Raw genomic sequence first — 17860 nt, 5'->3', positions numbered from 1 at the left:
TATACCCGAATATGGGGCCGCCATTCGCCGTGCACATGGCGGCGTAAAATTAACCGGTAAACCGGGTTCCACCGTTACCGTCAATAGCGCGAACGATGGTTTCCGGATTGGTAATCAACCCAACCCCCGCAGGATTACATCGCAGGAAGGTCAGCATGGCTTCGACTTTGGGCGCCATGCTGCCTGCTCCGAACTGACCGCTTTGCAGCATGGCCTGCGCTTCAGCTAACGTTAAAGTGTCGAGCCAGCGCTGCTCCGGTGTACCAAAGTTGATGGCGACTTGCTCAACGCCGGTCGGAATCAGCAGCATGTCCGCCTGCAATTCGCAGGCCAGCAGCGCCGATGCGCGGTCTTTATCAATGACCGCCTGGGCGGCAATAAGCTTGCCAGACGTATCGCGCCAGACAGGAATACCGCCGCCGCCGCAGGCAATGACTAAGACATTTTGTTCAAGCAGGGTGCGAATAACCGGCGTTTCGATGACTTCTTTTGGTGCCGGTGATGCCACGACGCGTCGCCAGCCGCGGCCCGAATCTTCTGCGATATCCCAGCTCTGAGCCGCCGCCAGCGTCTCCGCCGTTTCCTGAGTCATATAGTCGCCGATAGGCTTATCAGGATGGCTGAAGGCGGTATCGTTTGGGTCTATTAACGTTTGCGTCACCAGCGCGACGGTGCGGATGCTATCAAGACCGCGTGCGGTCAACGCGTTATTCAGCGCGTTCTGGAACATAAAACCAATTGCGCCCTGGGTATCGCCGACCGCGTACTCCAGCGGCACCGCAGGAACGGCGTCTTTGGCGATTTCGCTACGGCGCAGGATAAAACCCACCTGCGGGCCATTACCGTGCGTCAACACCACGCGCCAGCCTGCGGCAATCAGATCAACCACATTTTCAGCGGTGGCTTTCACCGCTTCGTACTGCTGTTCCAGCGCATTTTCTCCGGGGTTGCGGATCAATGCATTACCGCCGACGGCGACGACGGCGACTTTAGTTTTTTTCATGGTCAGCTCCTTCTGCCAGCGCGCGAAGCGCGGCGGTAAAGCAGGCCAGCGGCGCGGTGGTGATCCCGGCACCGATCTGCCCTACGCCCGCGCGTTTATGCGCAATCCCGGTGTTGATGACCGGGAGAATATTGCGATCAACCACGTAGCGGGCATCGATGCCGCAGCCGCTACCGGCAAAGTTCAGCGCGGGCAGCGTGAACGCCGGATGGGTGGCGAGGGTGATTTCCTGCATCGTCAGGCTATGACGGACGGCATCGGCTGGCGTGCCGCCGACGAATTTAACGATGGCCGGGGAGGCTGCCATGGCAAATCCGCCTATTCCGGCGGTCTCGGTAATTGCTGAGTCGCCTAAATCGGCTGCCGCATCGTTGATACCGTAGCCCGGGAAGAACAGGCCATCGACGGGGTTGGCCGGAGCCTGGAACCAACGGTCACCGGTACCGGAGAGGCGAATGCCGAAGTTAACGCCGTTGCGCGCCATTACCGTAACCAGCGAGCTGTGCGGGACATCACAGGCGGCATCCAGCATCGATTTACAGGCAGCCATCGAAAGATTAAGGAAGAAATGGTCGTTGGCGGCGATAAACTCTAGCGCTTCCGGACCGTGTTGAATACGCGCCAGGAGCGGCGCCAGGCGTTTAAAGAACAGCCCGCTCGCTGCCGCGTTGCGGTTATGACACTCATCACCCATATGCAGCGCCTGGGCAATCAGCGGTTTGAGCTCGATTTCGCCGCTGAGCGCCAGCGCCTGCTTCAATGCGGGAGCCAGCACGTTCCCCATCCAGGTCAGGCGGCTCAGCACATCCTCGTTATTGGCCCCGAAACGCAGAACTTTGCCGAGTCCCTCGTTGAAGTTACAAAATGCGCGATTGCCGTGAGTGCGGTTTTCTACAATCCACACCGGCATGGAAGGACTGATAATCCCTGCCATCGGTCCGGTAGCGTGGTGATGATGGCATGGTTCGAGATCGACCAGCCCCGTCGCCGCCATTTGCATTGCTTCTTCCGTGCTGCTGGCCCAGCCTTCAAAAACAATCGCGCCAGCAATCGCGCCCTGCATCGGGCCGCACATATCGCTCCAGGCGATCGGTGGTCCGGCATGAAGAATTTTGCGTACGCCGTTCAGGCCGGAGATTGCCTCGCGGGCCCTGGCAACATCGACCAGCACCGGCTGGGCATCCAGATAGCGCTGTAGCGCCTGTTCGTTAGCGGCTTTTATACGCTCGTCGGCCAGCAGGGTCGCCAGCGTCCAGCCCGCCTGTTCATCACCCTGCGCCACGGGTTGCCATTGCAGATGAAGCACTTCGCCACCGGCTTCGCGCAGATTATCAGCAAAACTTTCCAGTCCGAGATTGATAACCGAAAGCGGTTGTTGAAATAAAGTCGTCATAGTCTATTTCCGTTGTTGCGCGATAAATGCCGCCAGGCGAGCGGCCTCGATATTGCTGTCAGCCACCAGGACGCCAGCGCTTTGCAGCAGCGTTATCTGCTGCGCTCTGTCCTGTGGATCGGTATCCGTGCCGCAGACGTGAGCAAGCAAGACAATATGGCGCTGTTCAGCGGCTTCAATGCGCTGAATTTCTTCAATAATGGGCAGCAGGGCGCTGCACGGCTCGATGCTGGCGCCATAGCCCAGCACGATGTCGAACAGCAGGACGGCGGTGCGCGGGTCCAGCGCTTCCAACAGCAGGCGCGCGTTACGCAGCTCCGGGTCAATCATCGGATGCGGGCGTCCCTGGGTGAATTCATCATCGCCCATATCTACCAGGCTGTGGCCGTGACCATGATGTTTATCCTGCAGCGCCCGTGCGCCCGTTACCGGGGCATTGGATTCACAGGATAGTCCCGCCGCCTGGAGCGCGAGCTGGGCTTCGTAGCAGAAAGTCCCGCCCGCGAAAACGCCGCGAATGTCGGTTTGCTCCGCGGTCATCTCGCGAATCGATTGCACCGCTTGCTGCCGTAAAGCTTCAGGTAAGGAATGGCTGGCGGCGGCCGTTTCTCCCCGCAGCGTGGCGACCGCGATATCCGCGGCATGCTGCAGACTGTGGGCTGGGATGATGCCATACGTCAGCAGCGTCGCATCGCTTGTCCCGAGGAAATGGGCTACAACCGGTTTGCCACACTGACGGGCGGATTCCAGCACTTTTTCCATGATGGCGGGTGACGGGGGTTTGGAGATCAGCGCAATGAGCTGCGTTTCGGGATCGTCCGCCAGCATGGCGATCCCTTGCAGCATGCTCAGACCACCAATCTCTTCATGCAGATCGCGACCGCCGGTGCCGATGGCTTGTGAAACACCTTCACCGAGGTGGTGAATGCGGCAGCTCACTTCCTGTAAGCCGGTGCCGGAAGCGGCAACCAGACCAATTGCTCCGCGGCGGACTACGTTGGCAAATCCCAGCGGCATCCCGTTAATGATGGCGGTACCGCAGTCCGGCCCCATCACCAGCAGGTCACGCTCGCGGGCATACTGCTTAATCGCCGCTTCCTGACATTCCGGGACGTTATCGCTGAAGAGCATCACGTGCAGCCCGGCGCTCAGGGCTTTAAGCGCTTCGGCGGCGGCGTAGCTGCCGGGAACTGAAATCAGCGCCAGATTGGCCTGCGCGGACGCCCCCACACCTGCGGCGATGCTGGTGGCCGGGCGTCGGGTTGTACCTTCGGTGTTTTCCGTTGTGGCTGGAGGGCTCAGTAACTCACCCGCCAGCGCCAGCGCCTGTTTTGCCGTTTCGTCATCTGCCAGCAGGGCAATAAGCAGGTCGTTAGGTCGGGCCTCAAGCGTAATGGGCATTCCCGCATCGCGCATGCGTTCGATATTGGCCGCCGTCGCCATGGCGACAGAAGCTTGCTCAACGCCCTCTAAGGCATTGAGTTTTGCGGAAACCTGCATCAGTGAAACGGAGTCTTTATACAGGTTAGGGAAGCATTGGTAATGCAGAGTCATTTCCTGTCCTCGGGCAATAAGAGGCCACCGCCATAGATGTGGCGGAATGGGGTTATTACCAGTTGTCGAAAAATTAGTTTTGCAGCGCGCCGATAATGCTGGCTGAATCGCTGACCCAGCCGACGATGGCGCCCTGGGCTTTCATCATGTCGAGCGCGGCGCGGTGGAATTCTGGAAAGTAAGAGGCGCAGCAGTCTTCCGGGATGACCAGCTCGTAGCCTCTGTCGTTGGCTTCTCTGGCCGTGGTTTGCACGCACACTTCCGTGGTCACGCCGCAGATGATCAGCGATTTAATGCCGCGAGTTTGCAGAATCAGCCCCAGGTCGGTGGCGTAAAATGCTCCCTTGCCGGGTTTATCGATAATCGGTTCACCGGGGAGTGGCGCGAGCTCCGGGATGATGTCGTGCCCTTGTTCGCCGCGAATTAAAATGCGCCCCATCGGGCCGGATTCGCCGATAAATGTTTTCCCGCCGCGTGTTTTTTTCGCCGGGGGGCAGTCCGCCATATCCACGCGATGGCCTTCGCGGGTGTGAATAATAAATAACCCTGAGGCTCGGGCTTGTTCCAGTAGTTGACGGCATGGCGCGATAGTCCGGCGCAGATGCGAGACGTCATTACCCAGCACCTCACCAAAACCGGCGGGTTCGACAAAGTCGCGTTGCATATCGATGATGACCAGCGCAGTGCTGGCAGGATCAAACGTGAAATCAAAAGGTTGAGCTTGAATAGTACGCATAAACGATCCCTTGTTAGCTATGACTACACTAGCAGTGTATGGACAGAACGCGATGGCTGCGCAGAAAGGTTTTCTGCTTATCCCTCAAAAAAATATGAGGGATAAATCCATATCGGCAAGGCAAAATGGCTGGGGTCCTGATGGCGTGGGGATTACGGCGAACAGGGGATATCAGCCGGTCGGTCAAGGGGGCGAAAATGGATGTGCAAAAGTGTGACCCCCCTCGGGAAATAAGGTTAACGTATGGCTTTGAATGCACTAAAACATTGCGCCAGGCTGACTTCTGGACAAGCGGGGCGCGTGCACTCGGTCTTCACCCACGCCTGTAATCTGCTCATGCCGAATGGCGAACTCTGGGTTGTGCAAACCCGCGAAATGCCGCTGGCCCCCAACGGTATCATTGTCGACGTTGACGATTTGCGACTCCGTTTTATCGCCGGGATGAACGTGGCCTGTTTACCCCGCGGGGGCGATGTGTCGATGCTCGGTTCGAGTCCCGTCTCCACGCAGCTTATTTCTGCCGGGAACGCTGCGAATTTGCGGTGTTTTGCTAGTGCATTATCCGTTTTCCTCGCAGGACAACCGCGCATTGGCATTCGACTGGCCTTGCAAAAAGAGCCTGCGCTGGCTGATGTCTATCAACGCTTTATCCGCTGGTTGGCTAACGGCGAAGGCGATGTGGTTCCGCTGCTGCGTTTTCTGATTGGGCGCGGGGAGGGGCTAACGCCCTCTGGCGATGATTTCCTGGTGGGCGTATTGCTGGTTATGGAGAACTGGCAACATCCCCGGCTGTCCTTGCTGCGCCGGGCTATTCCCCCGCTGTCGTCAGCCACCACGGATATCAGTCGGGAAATGCTGGGACATGCGTGTCAGGGCCGCTATAGCCAGCATTTGTTAGCGCTGATGGCGACGCCTGCGGTTAATTTTCCTGCGGTTGCCAGGTATGGTCACACCTCCGGGCTGGATATGCTGGCCGGGATGGCGGCGGCGGTCTGCGTTCTATCAACCCGGTCAACTGAGTTCGGTTAAAAACCCTTCGATGACATCCGCTCGCTGCAACTGCGTCAGCCACCAGTGGCAACAAGGGCGGGGAGGTTCGTTTTGCCAGGCCAGAAAAAGCGGCGTCGGCGGTTTACTGACGTCCACCGGCACGCTAACGAGTCTGCCGTCGTCAATGTAGCGCTGGCAAAAATGGCGGGGAAGAAAGCCAATGCCCAGACCGTGGAGATGCATCGTAATTTTGCTGTGGTAATCGGGAGCGAGCAGCGCTTTTTGGCCGCGCAGTTGCCAGGCAACCTGCGGTTCGAGCTGCACGGAGGTATCCTGGATACAGATTGCCGGGTAGCGGCGCAGATCTTCTGCCTGTAGCGGGCGGTGAACCGCCGCCAGCGGATGGTCGGGAGCAATGGCGAACAGCCACTCAACGGCGGGCATTTCCGCACAAAGGACTTCACCGTGGCGTACCACCTGGTTAGGCGCGCCGATAGCGATGTCCGCACGCTTTTCCAGCAGCGCGTCCCAGACGCCATCATGCACATCAATACTCAACTGAATTTCCGTTTGCGGGAAGTGGTGTTCACTTTGTTTCAGCAGCGCGTAAAGAGGTTGCAGGCTGATAATGTTATTGAGCGAGAGGCTTAAGCTCGTCTCTGTACCGCTGGCAATGCGACGAGTGGTATGCTGCAACTCTCCCAGCTCGCTCAGGATCAACTGCCCTTTTTTGATAAAATAACGGCCCGCTTCCGTCAGGATCAGCTGTTTGCCCTGGCGCTCAAACAGTTTGGCGCCCAGCTCGTTTTCCAGCTTATGTACCGTATAGCTGAGAGCCGTGGGCACCTTGTGCAGCTCTTCGGCGGCAGCGCTAAAGTTGCCACAGCGCGCGATGGTGACGATGACGTTCAATGCCTGGACGCTTATCAACATATCCTCTTCCTACCGATATACCCGTCATCCTTCAAGCTGCCTCTTTGTTGGCTGCACTCAGAAACCCCAGTCACATAGTTATCTATGCTCCTGGGGATTTCTTCCCTTGCCGCCTCGATGCATCTCGAATGATTTTGTGTATAGACTGAAAAAACCCTTCACGATCGGGAACATAAAACGAACATTTATCGAATATAGAGGATCTTAAATCACTATGTCTATCAACTAAGCTAACTCTATGAATATATTTTATTTTACGCTGTTCAAGCCTTCAGGTGGTCTAAAAGGGGGGCAGCAATGATTTCTGATGCTGTTCTTTGTTGTTCGGTCAACTCATTATATTCCTGGTTTTCAGATAACATCCTGAGCTATTTATTTTAAGTCTGAGCTTTATTTATTATTTCCATTAATTCAGTTAAGTGATTTCTAAATGGATTAAAAAATATTAAAATGTATTCTCGTTAGTATTCTACAGGCGTGCATTACGCCAGGTTTTAAAATTTAAACAGTATAAAAAACTACTCTATGTGAATGACCCGGCGTGTTACGTGGGTTTTGACGGCGCTGCCGCCCAAAAAATGGGGCTATCATTTTGAAAAGAAACTGATAGGGTAGCCGCACTACCACTATGGAATTATACCAACCTGGCTTATTCAAAATTATTAAAGCTGTACTAAAGTAACCGTGTTGTGACAGGCATAACGCTGGTTAAATGTTCAAAAAACAACAAATTAAACTATGCTTTAGCGGCGTAGAATGACAATTAAAACAGATTAAATATGATGTATTTAAAATCATGAGGTTATCTATGAACCATTATGATGATTTGCAGCGCTTCAAGGAAAAGACGCGGACACACAGTCTAAAATTCAAGGACCTCTCATCAGAAGCTGCCGCCAGTGAAAAAGGGGATTGGGTTATTCTCAATCAACTTATTCCCGTAGCGGAAGAATCCTCTATCGCTATGGGCGGATCGGTTTCATTACCCCTGCCACAGCTGGTACCTGTTGATATGTTCCGCAAGGTTGAGGCCGCACCTCCGACACCGCCGGTAGCTCCGACACCGCCGGTTGCTCCGGCGGTGATACTTGAACCTGTAGCGGTACAGCCCATTGCCGCGACTGAAAAAACCGTACCGGCCGCCGTGGAGTTCATTGTGCCGGAAAACGTCGCGCCGCCGATCCCTGTTCCTCGGGTAGAGATTCCCCAACCGGTACCTGCCAGCGTCCCCGCACCTGCAATCAAACCTCGTCAGGCCATCGTGCCGACGGCGGAAAGCTACGCCCATCTCTTCGCGACGAAAACCGTGGAGCCGGAACCGGTAGCGAAAGATAAAGACCAGCCCCTGAAATCACTCTTAGAAAGGATTGCGACATGCCGCTGATCTGCGTGTGTTCCCCGAAAGGCGGCGTAGGAAAAACGACCCTCGCGGCAAACCTGGCCTGGGCGCTGGCCCGCGCGGGCAGTAAAGTTCTGGCCCTCGATTTTGATGTGCAGAACGCCCTGCGCCTGCATTTTGGCGTGCCTCTTAGCGATGAGCGCGGCTTTGTCGCGAAAGCGCTGGAGCTGCATGACTGGAGCCAGTGCGTACTCAGCGCCGGTAGCAATATTTTCGTCCTGCCCTATGGCGACGTGAGTGAAGCGCAGCGCCAGGCTTTTGATGAGCGCCTGGCCCATGACGAGCATTTTTTAACCCGCGGCCTGGCGGCATTACTCAATTACCCGGGGCTGATTACTATCGCCGACCTGCCGCCGGGACCCTCACCCGCGCTGACGGCGCTGACGGCGCTTGCCGACCTGCATCTGGTGCCGTTGCTGGCGGATACCGCCTCGATGTCGACCCTGTCGCAGGTCGAAAAGCAGCGTTTAACCGGGGGGGCGCTCAATCATAAGCACGGACACTATTTTGTGATTAACCAGAGCGATAATCGCCGTCAGGTGAGTCGTGATGTCACCGCGTTGATGGAAGAAAAACTGGGTGACCGCCTGCTGGGCGTCATTCATCGTGATGAAAGTGTGGTAGAGGCGAATGCTTCTCAGAAGTCGATTCTTGACTTTAGTTCATCCTCCGCAGCCGCCTTTGATATTGAAATCATTGCCAAAAAAATCTCTGCGCAGTTGGGTATCAACATTGGCGACGGCACGGTACACAGCCAGCCTCGCATGTCAGGGCATTAATTTAATTGCAGGGCCGCTGAATGAAAAAATCTCTTTTCTGGTTGCTGGTACTGGTGCTCTCGCCTATTGCCGTGCTGGTGGTGATCACGCCGATGGACAGCCAAAAGCAGTATATTTTTGGCTTGCTGAGTATCGGTATTCTCTTCGTCATGGGTTTTAGTAAAAACCGCAGCGTTTCGGTCATTATGGTCGTGACATCGCTGCTAATGTCGACCCGTTATATGTATTTCCGCCTGACGCAGACCCTGCATTTTAACTCCACAATCGAGGCGATTCTGGGGATGGGGTTGTTCCTGGCAGAAGTCTATATCTGGGTGATGCTGCTGCTGAACTACCTGCAAACGGTGTGGCCGCTGAAGCGCGAAATCGTCCCGCTGCCGGATGACATGAGCACCTGGCCGACGGTGGATATCTATATTCCGAGCTATAACGAACCGCTTGATGTGGTTCGTGATACCGTGCTGGCCGCGCAGTGCATTGATTATCCAAAAGATAAATTAAAAATCTATTTACTGGATGATGGTAAGCGCAACGAATTTGCGGTATTCGCCGCCGACGTCGGGGTGGGGTATATCACCCGTAACGATAACAAACACGCCAAGGCGGGTAACCTTAACCACGCGATGACCCTGACCAACGGCGAGCTGATCTGCGTCTTTGACTGTGACCACGTGGCGACCCGCGTTTTCTTACAGGCGACGGTCGGCGGGTTCCTCAACGATCCGATGCTGGCGCTGGTGCAGACCCCGCACTACTTCTATTCGCCGGACCCGTTCGAGCGCAACCTCTCCGTGGGCCGCAATATCCCTAACGAAGGGATGCTGTTCTATGGCCCCATTCAGCAGGGTAACGATAACTGGAACGCGACCTTCTTCTGTGGCTCCTGCGCCGTGATCCGTCGCGCCGCGCTGGAGCAGATTGGCGGCTTTGCGGTAGAAACCGTCACTGAAGACGCCCATACCGCGCTGAAGTTCCAGCGTTTGGGCTGGAAATCGGCGTTCCTTGATATTCCACTGGCGGCCGGTTTAGCCACTGAACGTCTGGTGGTGCACGTGATTCAGCGTACCCGCTGGGCGCGTGGGATGACGCAAATTTTCCGTCTCGATAACCCGTTACTGGGGCGTGGGCTGACGTTCCAGCAGCGTCTATGCTACCTCAGCGCTATGCTTTACTATCAGTTTGCCCTGCCGCGCGTGGTGTTTGTCACCGCGCCGCTGGCTTACCTGCTGTTTAACCTGAATATTATCTACTCCTCGGCGAGCCTGATTGTCTCCTACGCGCTACCGCATCTGTTCCTCGCTATCTATGTCGGATCGCGGATGAACGGCCGCTATCGCTACAGCTTCTGGGGCGAAATTTACGATATTGTGCTGGCATTCCACCTGGTGCTGCCGACGCTGGTGACGATGATTTTCCCCAAACGCGGAAAATTCAACGTGACCGATAAGGGCGGCCTGCTGGACGTTGGCTACTTCGACTTTACCGTCGTCAGGCCGCATCTGGTCGTTGCCTGCCTGCTGGGCCTGGGCGTGGTGGTCGGCATCGTCCGCGCTGTCGGCCACGACTATTTTGGTTCAGATCCTAACGTTATCGCGCTCAACGTTGGCTGGGGGATTTACAGCCTGATCTTTCTGCTGGCCGCCATCGCCGTGGCGCGCGAAACCCGACAGGTGCGCAAAACGATTCGTATCGATGTCGATATTCCGGTGCTTATTCACTACGCCAGCGGTATTGTCTCGCGTAGCCACACCGCCGACCTGTCGATGGGCGGCTGCCGCATTAGCGCACCGGATAAGCGTCACCAGCAGGATGAGATTGAAGAGATTGAGCTGATTCTCCAGTCAGGCGCTATCTCGATTCCCGTCCGCCAGGTGACCGCTGACGATCGCTTTATTCGTCTGCAATTCGATGAAAACATTCCGCTTTCACGCCGTCGCGAACTGGTGCGCGTGGTGCTGGCCCGCGCCGATGCGTGGATTAATCCGCCGCGCCCGCAGGACAACCCGTTCCGCTCTTTCGTCACCATTTTGCGTTGTGTGTTTGAACTGTTCTGGCTGACGTGGAAAACACGCCGCAGCCAGCGTCGCCAGCCGCCTGCTGCGAAGCCCGCGCAGGAGGATGGTCACCTATGAAACGTTTAACGACGCTTGCGCTGCTGGTTGGAATGTTCTCCGCACCCGCGCTACATAGTGAAGAAACACCTGCGGACTCGTTGCCGCAGCTCAATTTCCCGCTGTTTAACGCGGGGGTCGACAGTGCGCCGGTTGCTGAACCCGCGCCTGTGAATGAATCAGATTCGGCGGCCACAACGGAAAGCACCGCAGAGCCGGCTTCACTGCCCGCGATGCCGCCTCCGGTAACCCCCAGCGTACCTAGTACGGTGCCATTAACCCCGATTGTGGGCGGGGACCTGAACCTGGTGCAGATGGGAATGCCGGACGGCATCATCCTCAGCGGCGGACAAAGCCAGGGCGGCGCTGATTTTACGCTGCCTTCCGATCAGGTGGTGACGCATGCCCAGCTGATGCTCGAGATTAAAGTCTCGCCGGAGATGGCCACCCGTAACGCTACGCTGCAATTAATGCTCAACGGTCAGCCGCTCGGTACCTTGCCGCTGGGAGCTGACGGGGAAGATATCTCACACTACCAGCTGGATATTCCGGCTGCGCTGATGGTATCGAGCAATAACCTGAGCTTTAAGATTAATGACGGCGACGCCATGCAGTGTCGGCTCGATATTCATGACACGTCGCGAGTGACGATTTTGCCCACCTCGCACTTTAGTTGGGAGAGTCAGCAGCTCAATATCAGCAATGATTTAAGCCACTTCCCGCGTCCGTTCTTCGACAGCATGCAGATGACCCCGGCGGATATTGCTATTGCTTACCCGGAAAAACCGACGGCGGACGTCTTCAGCGCAGCGGCGCTGGTGTCGTCATGGCTGGGTATTCAGGCTGATTATCGCGGTATTGCATTCGATGCACTGCGCGATCGACTGCCGGAGAAGCACGGCATTATTATTGGTCATCCCGGCGAGCAGGTTGGCGGACTGACGCTGCCGCAAACCGATAAACCGTTGTTGCAGATCGTTGAGAACCCCGGTAACCCGGCCTATAAGCTGCTGCTGATCGTCGGCCAAAATGACGCCGCGCTGCGGATGGCGGCCTGGCGGCTGACTCGCGGCGATTTTGCCCCGCAGACCCCCAGCTTGAATGTGGATCCGCAGGCTATTCCGGTCGGCAAACCGTATGATGCGCCGCGCTGGATCCCAACCGATCGTCCGGTAAAAATCAGTGAATTGATCCGCCAGGATCAAAGCATGACCGTCAGCGGCGTGTGGCACGAGCCGCTGCGCGTGGCCTTCCGCGCCGCGCCGGACCTCTATCTGTGGGATGGCGAAACCATTCCTTTGCAGATTGGCTATCGTTTCCCGTCGGAAAACTGGATCAATGAGGATAAATCGCTGCTGAGCGTGACGCTCAACAACACCTTCCTTAACAACTTGCCGATGAACAAGCAGGGGCCGCTGGAGAAACTCTGGCGTCATCTGGGCGGCGATGCGCGTCAGGAGCGTTTTACCATCCCGTTAGCGCCGTATCTGATTTACGGTGATAACCAGCTTTCGCTCTATTTCAATCTGGTGCCGAAGGATAACGCGCCCTGTGCGGTGCTGATGAATAGCAATATTAAGAGCCGAATCACTGATGATTCGTGGATTGATTTGAGCAGTACGCGACACTTCTCGCTGCTGCCCAATCTCTCCTATTTTGTCGGTGCCTCATTCCCGTTCTCACGGTTGGCGGACTACTCGCAAACCACTCTGCTGCTCCCGGAGAGGCCTTCGGAAACCCAGGTGGCGACAATGCTGAATCTGGCCGCCCGTTCGGGTAATTCGACCGGTAAAGCGCTGGCCAATAACCGCGTGGTGCTGGGTATTCCTGAAGGTGGTGCGAATTCGTCGTTGCTGCGCGATCGTGACGTACTGGCGGTGAGCTCACTGGACCAGAAAGCGTTTAACCAGCGTCTCCTGGCCGATTCACCCTATAACCCGGTTGATAATCTGCTGAGCGTGCGCGAACCGGCATTGTGGCCAAAAATCCAGCGCAAGCTGAGCGGCGATTGGGCTTCAGATGGTGTGGATGCTGACCGCTATTTCTCTTCCAGTAGCGCCTGGCGCGGGTTCATCAGCTACCGCTCGCCGTGGAACCCGAAGCGGGTGGTGGTGGTGGCGATGGCCAGCAACGACGATCAGCTATCGAAGCTGGAAGACGACCTTAATTCACCGCGTATTAACGCCGGTATTCGCGGCGATACGGCGGTGATCACCAGCGATAACGGCGTGCGCAGCTTCCAGGTCAGCACGCCGTTCCCCAGCGGTCAGATGCCGTGGTACATGATGGCGGTTTGGTATGCCAACCAACACTCCGGGCTGCTGGCGGTGCTGGGGCTGATTGTTACGTCGATTCTGGGTCTGGCGCTGACCGCGATGTTTAAACGTCATGCCCGTAAGCGCCTGGGTTCGGGGGATAGCCAATGAAAAGAGTTAGCAAAATGAATAACAAGGCGGCCCGTCAATTCACAACGCTGTGCCTGTCCGGCGCGCTGACGCTTGGCGCGTTTGGCGAAGCGCAGGCGGCAGGCAACGATGCGGCGCTACAGGCGCTCTTCGCACAAGCCAACTACTGGCATGAAAAATCCCACGACGAGCTGGCGATGGAATCGCTGCAAAAAGTGTTGTCGGTCGATGCCAACAACACTCAGGCGCTGTACCTGATGGCGCTCTGGGCGCAGCAGGGGGGAAATCTTCAGGCGGCGGCCCAGTGGCGAGCGCGGCTGGAGAAAGCGGCACCCAATAGCCCCGGATTGCAGGATTTAGATAGCGCTAAAAAAATGGCGCAGGTGCCGCAGGGGCAGCTCAATCTGGCCAGGCAGCAGGCGCGGAGCGGCAATGTCCCCGCCGCGCTGGCGACCTGGCGGAGCATGTTCAACGGCAACACGCCACCGTCGGGACTGGCGGCGGAATACTACATGACGATGGCCAGCGATAAGTCGCTCTATCCGCAGGCGCTGAGCGAGCTGCGTCAGTACGTTGCACAGCATCCGCAGGAAAACGGGCCGCGCGTGGCGTTGGGCAAGGTGCTGACCTGGCGCGAAGACTCCCGCCGGGAAGGGATCTCCATGCTGGAGCCAATGGCCAGCGGCAGCAAAGAAGCCGATAGCGGTCTGCGTCAGGCGCTGCTGTGGATGGGGCCGCAGGCGGGTGATGAGCCGTTCTATGATACCTGGATGCAGCGCCATCCGCAGGATACTGAAGTACAAAACTATTTTCGCGAACGGCGCAGTGGTCAGGCGCGTGGGCAGGGTTACTCTGACCTCAACAGCGGTAATACTGCTGCGGCGAAGCAGCAGTTTGAACAGGTTCTGCAAACCAACCCGCAGGATGCGGACGCGCTGGCAGGGATGGGCTATATCGCCCAGCGCAGTGGTGATTTTCAGGCGGCTTCTCAGTATCTGAGCCGGGCGGCGGACCTTGGCGGCGATGCTTCACAAACCCGGCGTCAGCAGGCGACGGATGCACTGTTTTACGGCCAGCTCGCCCAGGCGCAGCAGGCCTATAAGCAGGGCAATATCAGCCAGGCGCTGGCGCTCTCCGCGCCGCTGGCGCAGCAGGGCGGAACGCAAGGGACGGCGGCGAAACTGTTTCGTGCTGACGTTTTGCGCCACAACAAAGACCTGCCGCAGGCCGAGCAAACGCTGCGTGCGCTGCTCAACGATCAGCCGCAAAACGGCCCGGCGCGGGAGAATCTCTACTACGTTCTGCGCGATCAGAATAAAACCGCAGAAGCGCAGACGGTGCTGCGCACGCTGCCGGAAAGCCTGCAGCAAAAACTACAGCCGAGAGTGGTCACCGGGATGCCGGGGGATTCGCTGCGCCGGCAGGCACAGGAACAGGCTAGCAGCGGCAACGTGGCGGGCGCAATCGCCACGCTGCGCCAGGGGGTCTCCCGCTATCCGGACGATGCGTGGATGCGTCTCGACCTGGCCCGGTTGCTGCAAAAATCGGGTAACGACGGTGAGGCAAACTCGATTATGGCCGCCGCTTATCGCCCCGGCGCCAGCAGTAATTCGCTGTACGCCGCCGCGCTTTTTGCCAGCGAGAACGGCGGCTGGCAGCAGGCGCAAACGCTGCTGGCAAGAATTCCTCCCGCTAGCCAGACCAGCCAGATGCGCGATCTGCATCAGCGGGTGAACTACAACCTGCAGCTGGCAACGGCGCAAAGCTATCTGGCGCAGGGTAACACCGTTGCGGCCTCCAATACGCTCAGGGCGATGGCCGCAACGCCGCCAAAAGCCCCGGCGGATGTCGGCAAACTGGCGCGCCTGCTGGCTCAAAGCGGCGATGTCACCACCGCGGTATCGCTGGTGCGCAACAATATTAACGGCGGTATCTCGGGCAATGCCGGGGATTACGCCGACCAGGTCACGGTACTTAACCAGGCGGGCCTGACCAATGAAGCGCAGAGGCTGCTAACCAACCCGCAGCTGCAGGCGAGCAGTACGCCGACGCAGCTGGCCAGCATTCGCAACGGTTACGTGATTAACGAAGCGGATCATCTGCGCGAGCAGGGCAACTACGCGGCGGCGTATGACAAGCTGATGGGCGCGATGCAAAGCGACCCGCAAAATACCGACCTGATGTTCGCTATGGCGCGTCTCTATCAGAGCGGCAAAATGAACAAAGAGGCCGGGGTGGTCTATGACTATCTGATGACCCGCGATACGCCGACCCAGGATGCGCGCAGCGGAGCGATTGATGTCGCGCTGTCGGCGGGTGACAACGATCGGGCCGAACAACTGGCGGGCGGACTGCGTCCGGATAACTCGCCTGACCGTTTGCTGCTGCTGGCGCGCGTCGCTGAATCGCAGGGGCATCACCAGCAGGCGATGACCTACCTGCGCAGTGCGCGCGGCAGGTTGTTGGGGCAACAGAGCAGCAATAGCGCGCAAACGCCCACCGTGGGCGGCGTGCTGGCGGCGGATAACCCGTTTATCGGCGTTTCTCGCACCCCCACGACAACGCGCAGCGCTTCCACCTACGGGCAATATATGCCATGGCAGGTTTCCCAGGTCTCGACGGGGGATGGCAGCACGCTGCCGGGGATCCAGCGTCCTGACCTGCCGGTTGAAACCGCGCAGACCCGCATGCTGCGCCAGGTGGATACTATGATGGAGACATTGCAGGAAAAAACCGGCACCTGGCTGCAGGGCGGCATGGAAGTTCGCGGCCGCGATGGCGAATCCGGCACCAGCAAGCTCACTGAAATGAAAACGCCGCTAACCTGGTCCTCCTCACCGTTTGGTGATTCGCGTTTCGACTTTACCGTCACGCCGATTACGTTGAATGCCGGTACGGCAACCGGCGACGCCTGGCGGCGCTACGGTGCAAACCCGCTTTCTAATGCGGTTTCGAATATGGTTTCTACCGCCACCAGCGAACAGGCGGCGATTGCGGCGATGACCGATACCGAGCGCACGACTTACTTTGCCAGCAATCCGGGGGCGGAGGCCTTAAGCGATCTGGGTACGCTGAATGCCTCAGATTTTAACGCCACTACCAGTAGCGGCATGGAGAATCTGGCGAAACTGGGGACCTATGACTCCGGGCAGGTTGCCAGCTATCTGTCTTCTTCAAACCTGAAACCTAACGTTGATCAGGCCAGCGGCTCGACGGATTCGCAGAAGGCGAACGGCGTGGAACTGGCGCTGGCGCTGAGCGGCGATCAATACCGCGTCGATATCGGCAGTACCCCGCTGGGTCAGGATCTTAATACTGTCGTGGGCGGCGTGAAGTGGTCGCCGAAGTTGACCAATTATCTGTCGCTAATTTTCACCGGCGAGCGTCGTTCACTGACCGATAGCCTGCTCTCTTACGTCGGCCTGAAGGATTCCTACTCTGGCAAAACCTGGGGCCAGGTGACCAAAAACGGCGGCACCCTGCAACTGAGCTATGACGATGGCGATGCGGGTTTTTACGTCGGCGGCGGAGGCTATAGCTACCTTGGTCAAAACATCGCCAGCAACACCAGTATTAACGCTAACGCCGGGGTTTACCTGCGGCCTTATCACGATGAGTATCGTCAGTTGCAAACCGGGTTGAGTATGAGCTACATGGATTACTCGAAAAACCTGAGCTACTTCACCTATGGGCAAGGGGGTTACTTCAGCCCGCAGAACTACGTTAGCGTGTCGCTGCCGGTCAGCCTGACGGAAAAATATGATAACTGGACGATGAAGCTTGGCGGCTCGGTGGGCTACCAATCTTACAGCCAGGATAAGAGCGCTTATTTCCCGACTAACTCCGAATGGCAGCAGACGCTTGAGACCGCGGTGACCAATGGTTTTGCCAAAGAAGCCTACTATTCAGCGACGTCGAAGAGCGGGATCGGCTACACCCTACGCGCCGGAGCGGATTACAAAGTCAACAAACAGATGTCGCTCGGCGGCCAGATTGGCTATGACACCTTCGGCGATTATAACGAAAGCACCGCCGGCCTCTATATCCGCTACATGCTGGGAGACAACTGATCATGACGGAGAATAATAATGCGCTGGTGACGGCCTGGTTTCAGCAGCAGCAAACGCCTGCCGGATGGTTCGATCTGCTGCTGATTATGGTTGATGGCATGGTTAACAACGCTGGAGAACTGGAGAGCCAGCCCTTCCTGCGTCAGATGGGGGAGGCGTTGGCTGATGAGCATCCGTTGCCGGAATCGGAGACGGTCGGGCAACTGGAGGCCAATATCAATGCTCAACTGAGCCGTTTCCAGTGGGGGATTGTCACCGTTGACGTCAGCGACGATGGTCTGCGATTGCGCCATCAGGCGCTGCCGGTGAGCCGCGATGAAGCGCGTCGCGTCCGCTGGTGTAATGCATTTTGTGCCATACTCGAGGGGCTTTATTCCCGCTGGCTACAGGGGCAGGGCGGTGGTGCGCACGTTGTATTACAGCGCGAGCGGCTGTTTTCGGTCTCTGACGTTCAGTTTCTTTACTTCCATCCATAACGGGTGAATTT

Annotated in this window: 11 protein-coding genes and 1 pseudogene; 7 read left to right on the top strand and 5 right to left on the bottom strand. The window is 57.3% G+C overall.

From position 1 onward, the window contains the following. Positions 1-49: 49 nt before the first annotated feature. The 4 genes from arcC to HV127_RS05600 all read right to left on the bottom strand — a co-directional run bounded on the left by arcC (position 50) and on the right by HV127_RS05600 (position 4686). Complete coding sequence (arcC, locus tag HV127_RS05615; RefSeq protein WP_182235251.1) at positions 50-1003, bottom strand: carbamate kinase; 954 nt, start codon at positions 1001-1003, stop codon at positions 50-52. After that, positions 990-2396 carry a DUF1116 domain-containing protein gene (locus HV127_RS05610; protein WP_182235250.1) on the bottom strand — a complete coding sequence of 469 codons (1407 nt, stop codon included), beginning with the start codon at positions 2394-2396 and terminating at the stop codon, positions 990-992. Before HV127_RS05610 ends, arcC begins: the two co-directional genes overlap by 14 nt. Positions 2397-2399: 3 nt before the next feature. Beyond that, positions 2400-3950 (bottom strand): acyl-CoA synthetase FdrA, encoded by a 1551-nt coding sequence (gene fdrA / locus HV127_RS05605; protein WP_182235249.1) that lies wholly within the window; start codon positions 3948-3950, stop codon positions 2400-2402. Positions 3951-4023: 73 nt separating this feature from the next. Then, the gene (locus tag HV127_RS05600) at positions 4024-4686 is read right to left on the bottom strand and encodes a cysteine hydrolase (protein ID WP_110276224.1); all 663 of its coding nucleotides are present in this window, start codon (positions 4684-4686) and stop codon (positions 4024-4026) included. Positions 4687-4929: 243 nt separating this feature from the next. Between HV127_RS05600 and HV127_RS05595 the strand changes: the two genes are divergently transcribed. Further along, on the top strand, positions 4930-5715 hold the full coding sequence (locus tag HV127_RS05595; protein WP_182235248.1) for a DUF2877 domain-containing protein: 786 nt from the start codon (positions 4930-4932) through the stop codon (positions 5713-5715). Here HV127_RS05595 and HV127_RS05590 read toward each other — a convergent pair. Continuing rightward, positions 5698-6609 carry a LysR substrate-binding domain-containing protein gene (locus HV127_RS05590; RefSeq protein WP_182235247.1) on the bottom strand — a complete coding sequence of 304 codons (912 nt, stop codon included), beginning with the start codon at positions 6607-6609 and terminating at the stop codon, positions 5698-5700. The genes HV127_RS05595 and HV127_RS05590 overlap by 18 nt on opposite strands. An 808-nt stretch (positions 6610-7417) precedes the next feature. On the opposite strand from HV127_RS05590, the gene bcsO reads away from it, so the two are divergent. The 6 genes and pseudogenes from bcsO to bcsD all read left to right on the top strand — a co-directional run bounded on the left by bcsO (position 7418) and on the right by bcsD (position 17849). After that, the gene (bcsO, locus tag HV127_RS05585; protein ID WP_182235246.1) at positions 7418-7993 is read left to right on the top strand and encodes a cellulose biosynthesis protein BcsO; all 576 of its coding nucleotides are present in this window, start codon (positions 7418-7420) and stop codon (positions 7991-7993) included. 1 nt (position 7994) lies between these two features. Continuing rightward, positions 7995-8787: pseudogene (gene bcsQ / locus HV127_RS05580) on the top strand (cellulose biosynthesis protein BcsQ). Between the two features lie 20 nt (positions 8788-8807). Then, a complete protein-coding gene (bcsA, locus tag HV127_RS05575) occupies positions 8808-10919 on the top strand; it encodes a UDP-forming cellulose synthase catalytic subunit (protein ID WP_110276219.1) in 2112 nt (703 codons plus the stop codon). Continuing rightward, a complete protein-coding gene (gene bcsB / locus HV127_RS05570) occupies positions 10916-13324 on the top strand; it encodes a cellulose biosynthesis cyclic di-GMP-binding regulatory protein BcsB (protein WP_182235245.1) in 2409 nt (802 codons plus the stop codon). The genes bcsA and bcsB overlap by 4 nt, the downstream gene beginning before the upstream one ends. Further along, positions 13321-17373, top strand: a complete 4053-nt coding sequence (locus tag HV127_RS05565; RefSeq protein WP_182235244.1) for a cellulose biosynthesis protein BcsC — start codon at positions 13321-13323, stop codon at positions 17371-17373. Before bcsB ends, HV127_RS05565 begins: the two co-directional genes overlap by 4 nt. Continuing rightward, complete coding sequence (gene bcsD, locus HV127_RS05560) at positions 17373-17849, top strand: cellulose biosynthesis protein BcsD (RefSeq protein WP_182240569.1); 477 nt, start codon at positions 17373-17375, stop codon at positions 17847-17849. Before HV127_RS05565 ends, bcsD begins: the two co-directional genes overlap by 1 nt. The last annotated feature ends 11 nt before the right edge of the window (positions 17850-17860 follow it).

The sequence above is a fragment of the Klebsiella sp. RHBSTW-00215 genome, from assembly GCF_014103785.1.
Lineage (GTDB): Bacteria > Pseudomonadota > Gammaproteobacteria > Enterobacterales > Enterobacteriaceae > Klebsiella.
Note: the sequence above shows the minus strand (reverse complement) of the source record. Positions and strands in the feature narration are given on the sequence as shown.

Bases quoted from the DNA above. Each gene is read 5' to 3' on its own strand.
- HV127_RS05595 (WP_182235248.1), top strand. From the start codon at position 4,930: ATGGCTTTGAATGCACTAAAACATTGCGCCAGGCTGACTTCTGGACAA.
- HV127_RS05565 (WP_182235244.1), top strand. From the start codon at position 13,321: ATGAAAAGAGTTAGCAAAATGAATAACAAGGCGGCCCGTCAATTCACA.
- HV127_RS05600 (WP_110276224.1), bottom strand. From the start codon at position 4,686: ATGCGTACTATTCAAGCTCAACCTTTTGATTTCACGTTTGATCCTGCC.
- bcsA (WP_110276219.1), top strand. From the start codon at position 8,808: ATGAAAAAATCTCTTTTCTGGTTGCTGGTACTGGTGCTCTCGCCTATT.
- HV127_RS05610 (WP_182235250.1), bottom strand. From the start codon at position 2,396: ATGACGACTTTATTTCAACAACCGCTTTCGGTTATCAATCTCGGACTG.
- fdrA (WP_182235249.1), bottom strand. From the start codon at position 3,950: ATGACTCTGCATTACCAATGCTTCCCTAACCTGTATAAAGACTCCGTT.
- HV127_RS05590 (WP_182235247.1), bottom strand. From the start codon at position 6,609: ATGTTGATAAGCGTCCAGGCATTGAACGTCATCGTCACCATCGCGCGC.
- bcsB (WP_182235245.1), top strand. From the start codon at position 10,916: ATGAAACGTTTAACGACGCTTGCGCTGCTGGTTGGAATGTTCTCCGCA.
- bcsO (WP_182235246.1), top strand. From the start codon at position 7,418: ATGAACCATTATGATGATTTGCAGCGCTTCAAGGAAAAGACGCGGACA.
- arcC (WP_182235251.1), bottom strand. From the start codon at position 1,003: ATGAAAAAAACTAAAGTCGCCGTCGTCGCCGTCGGCGGTAATGCATTG.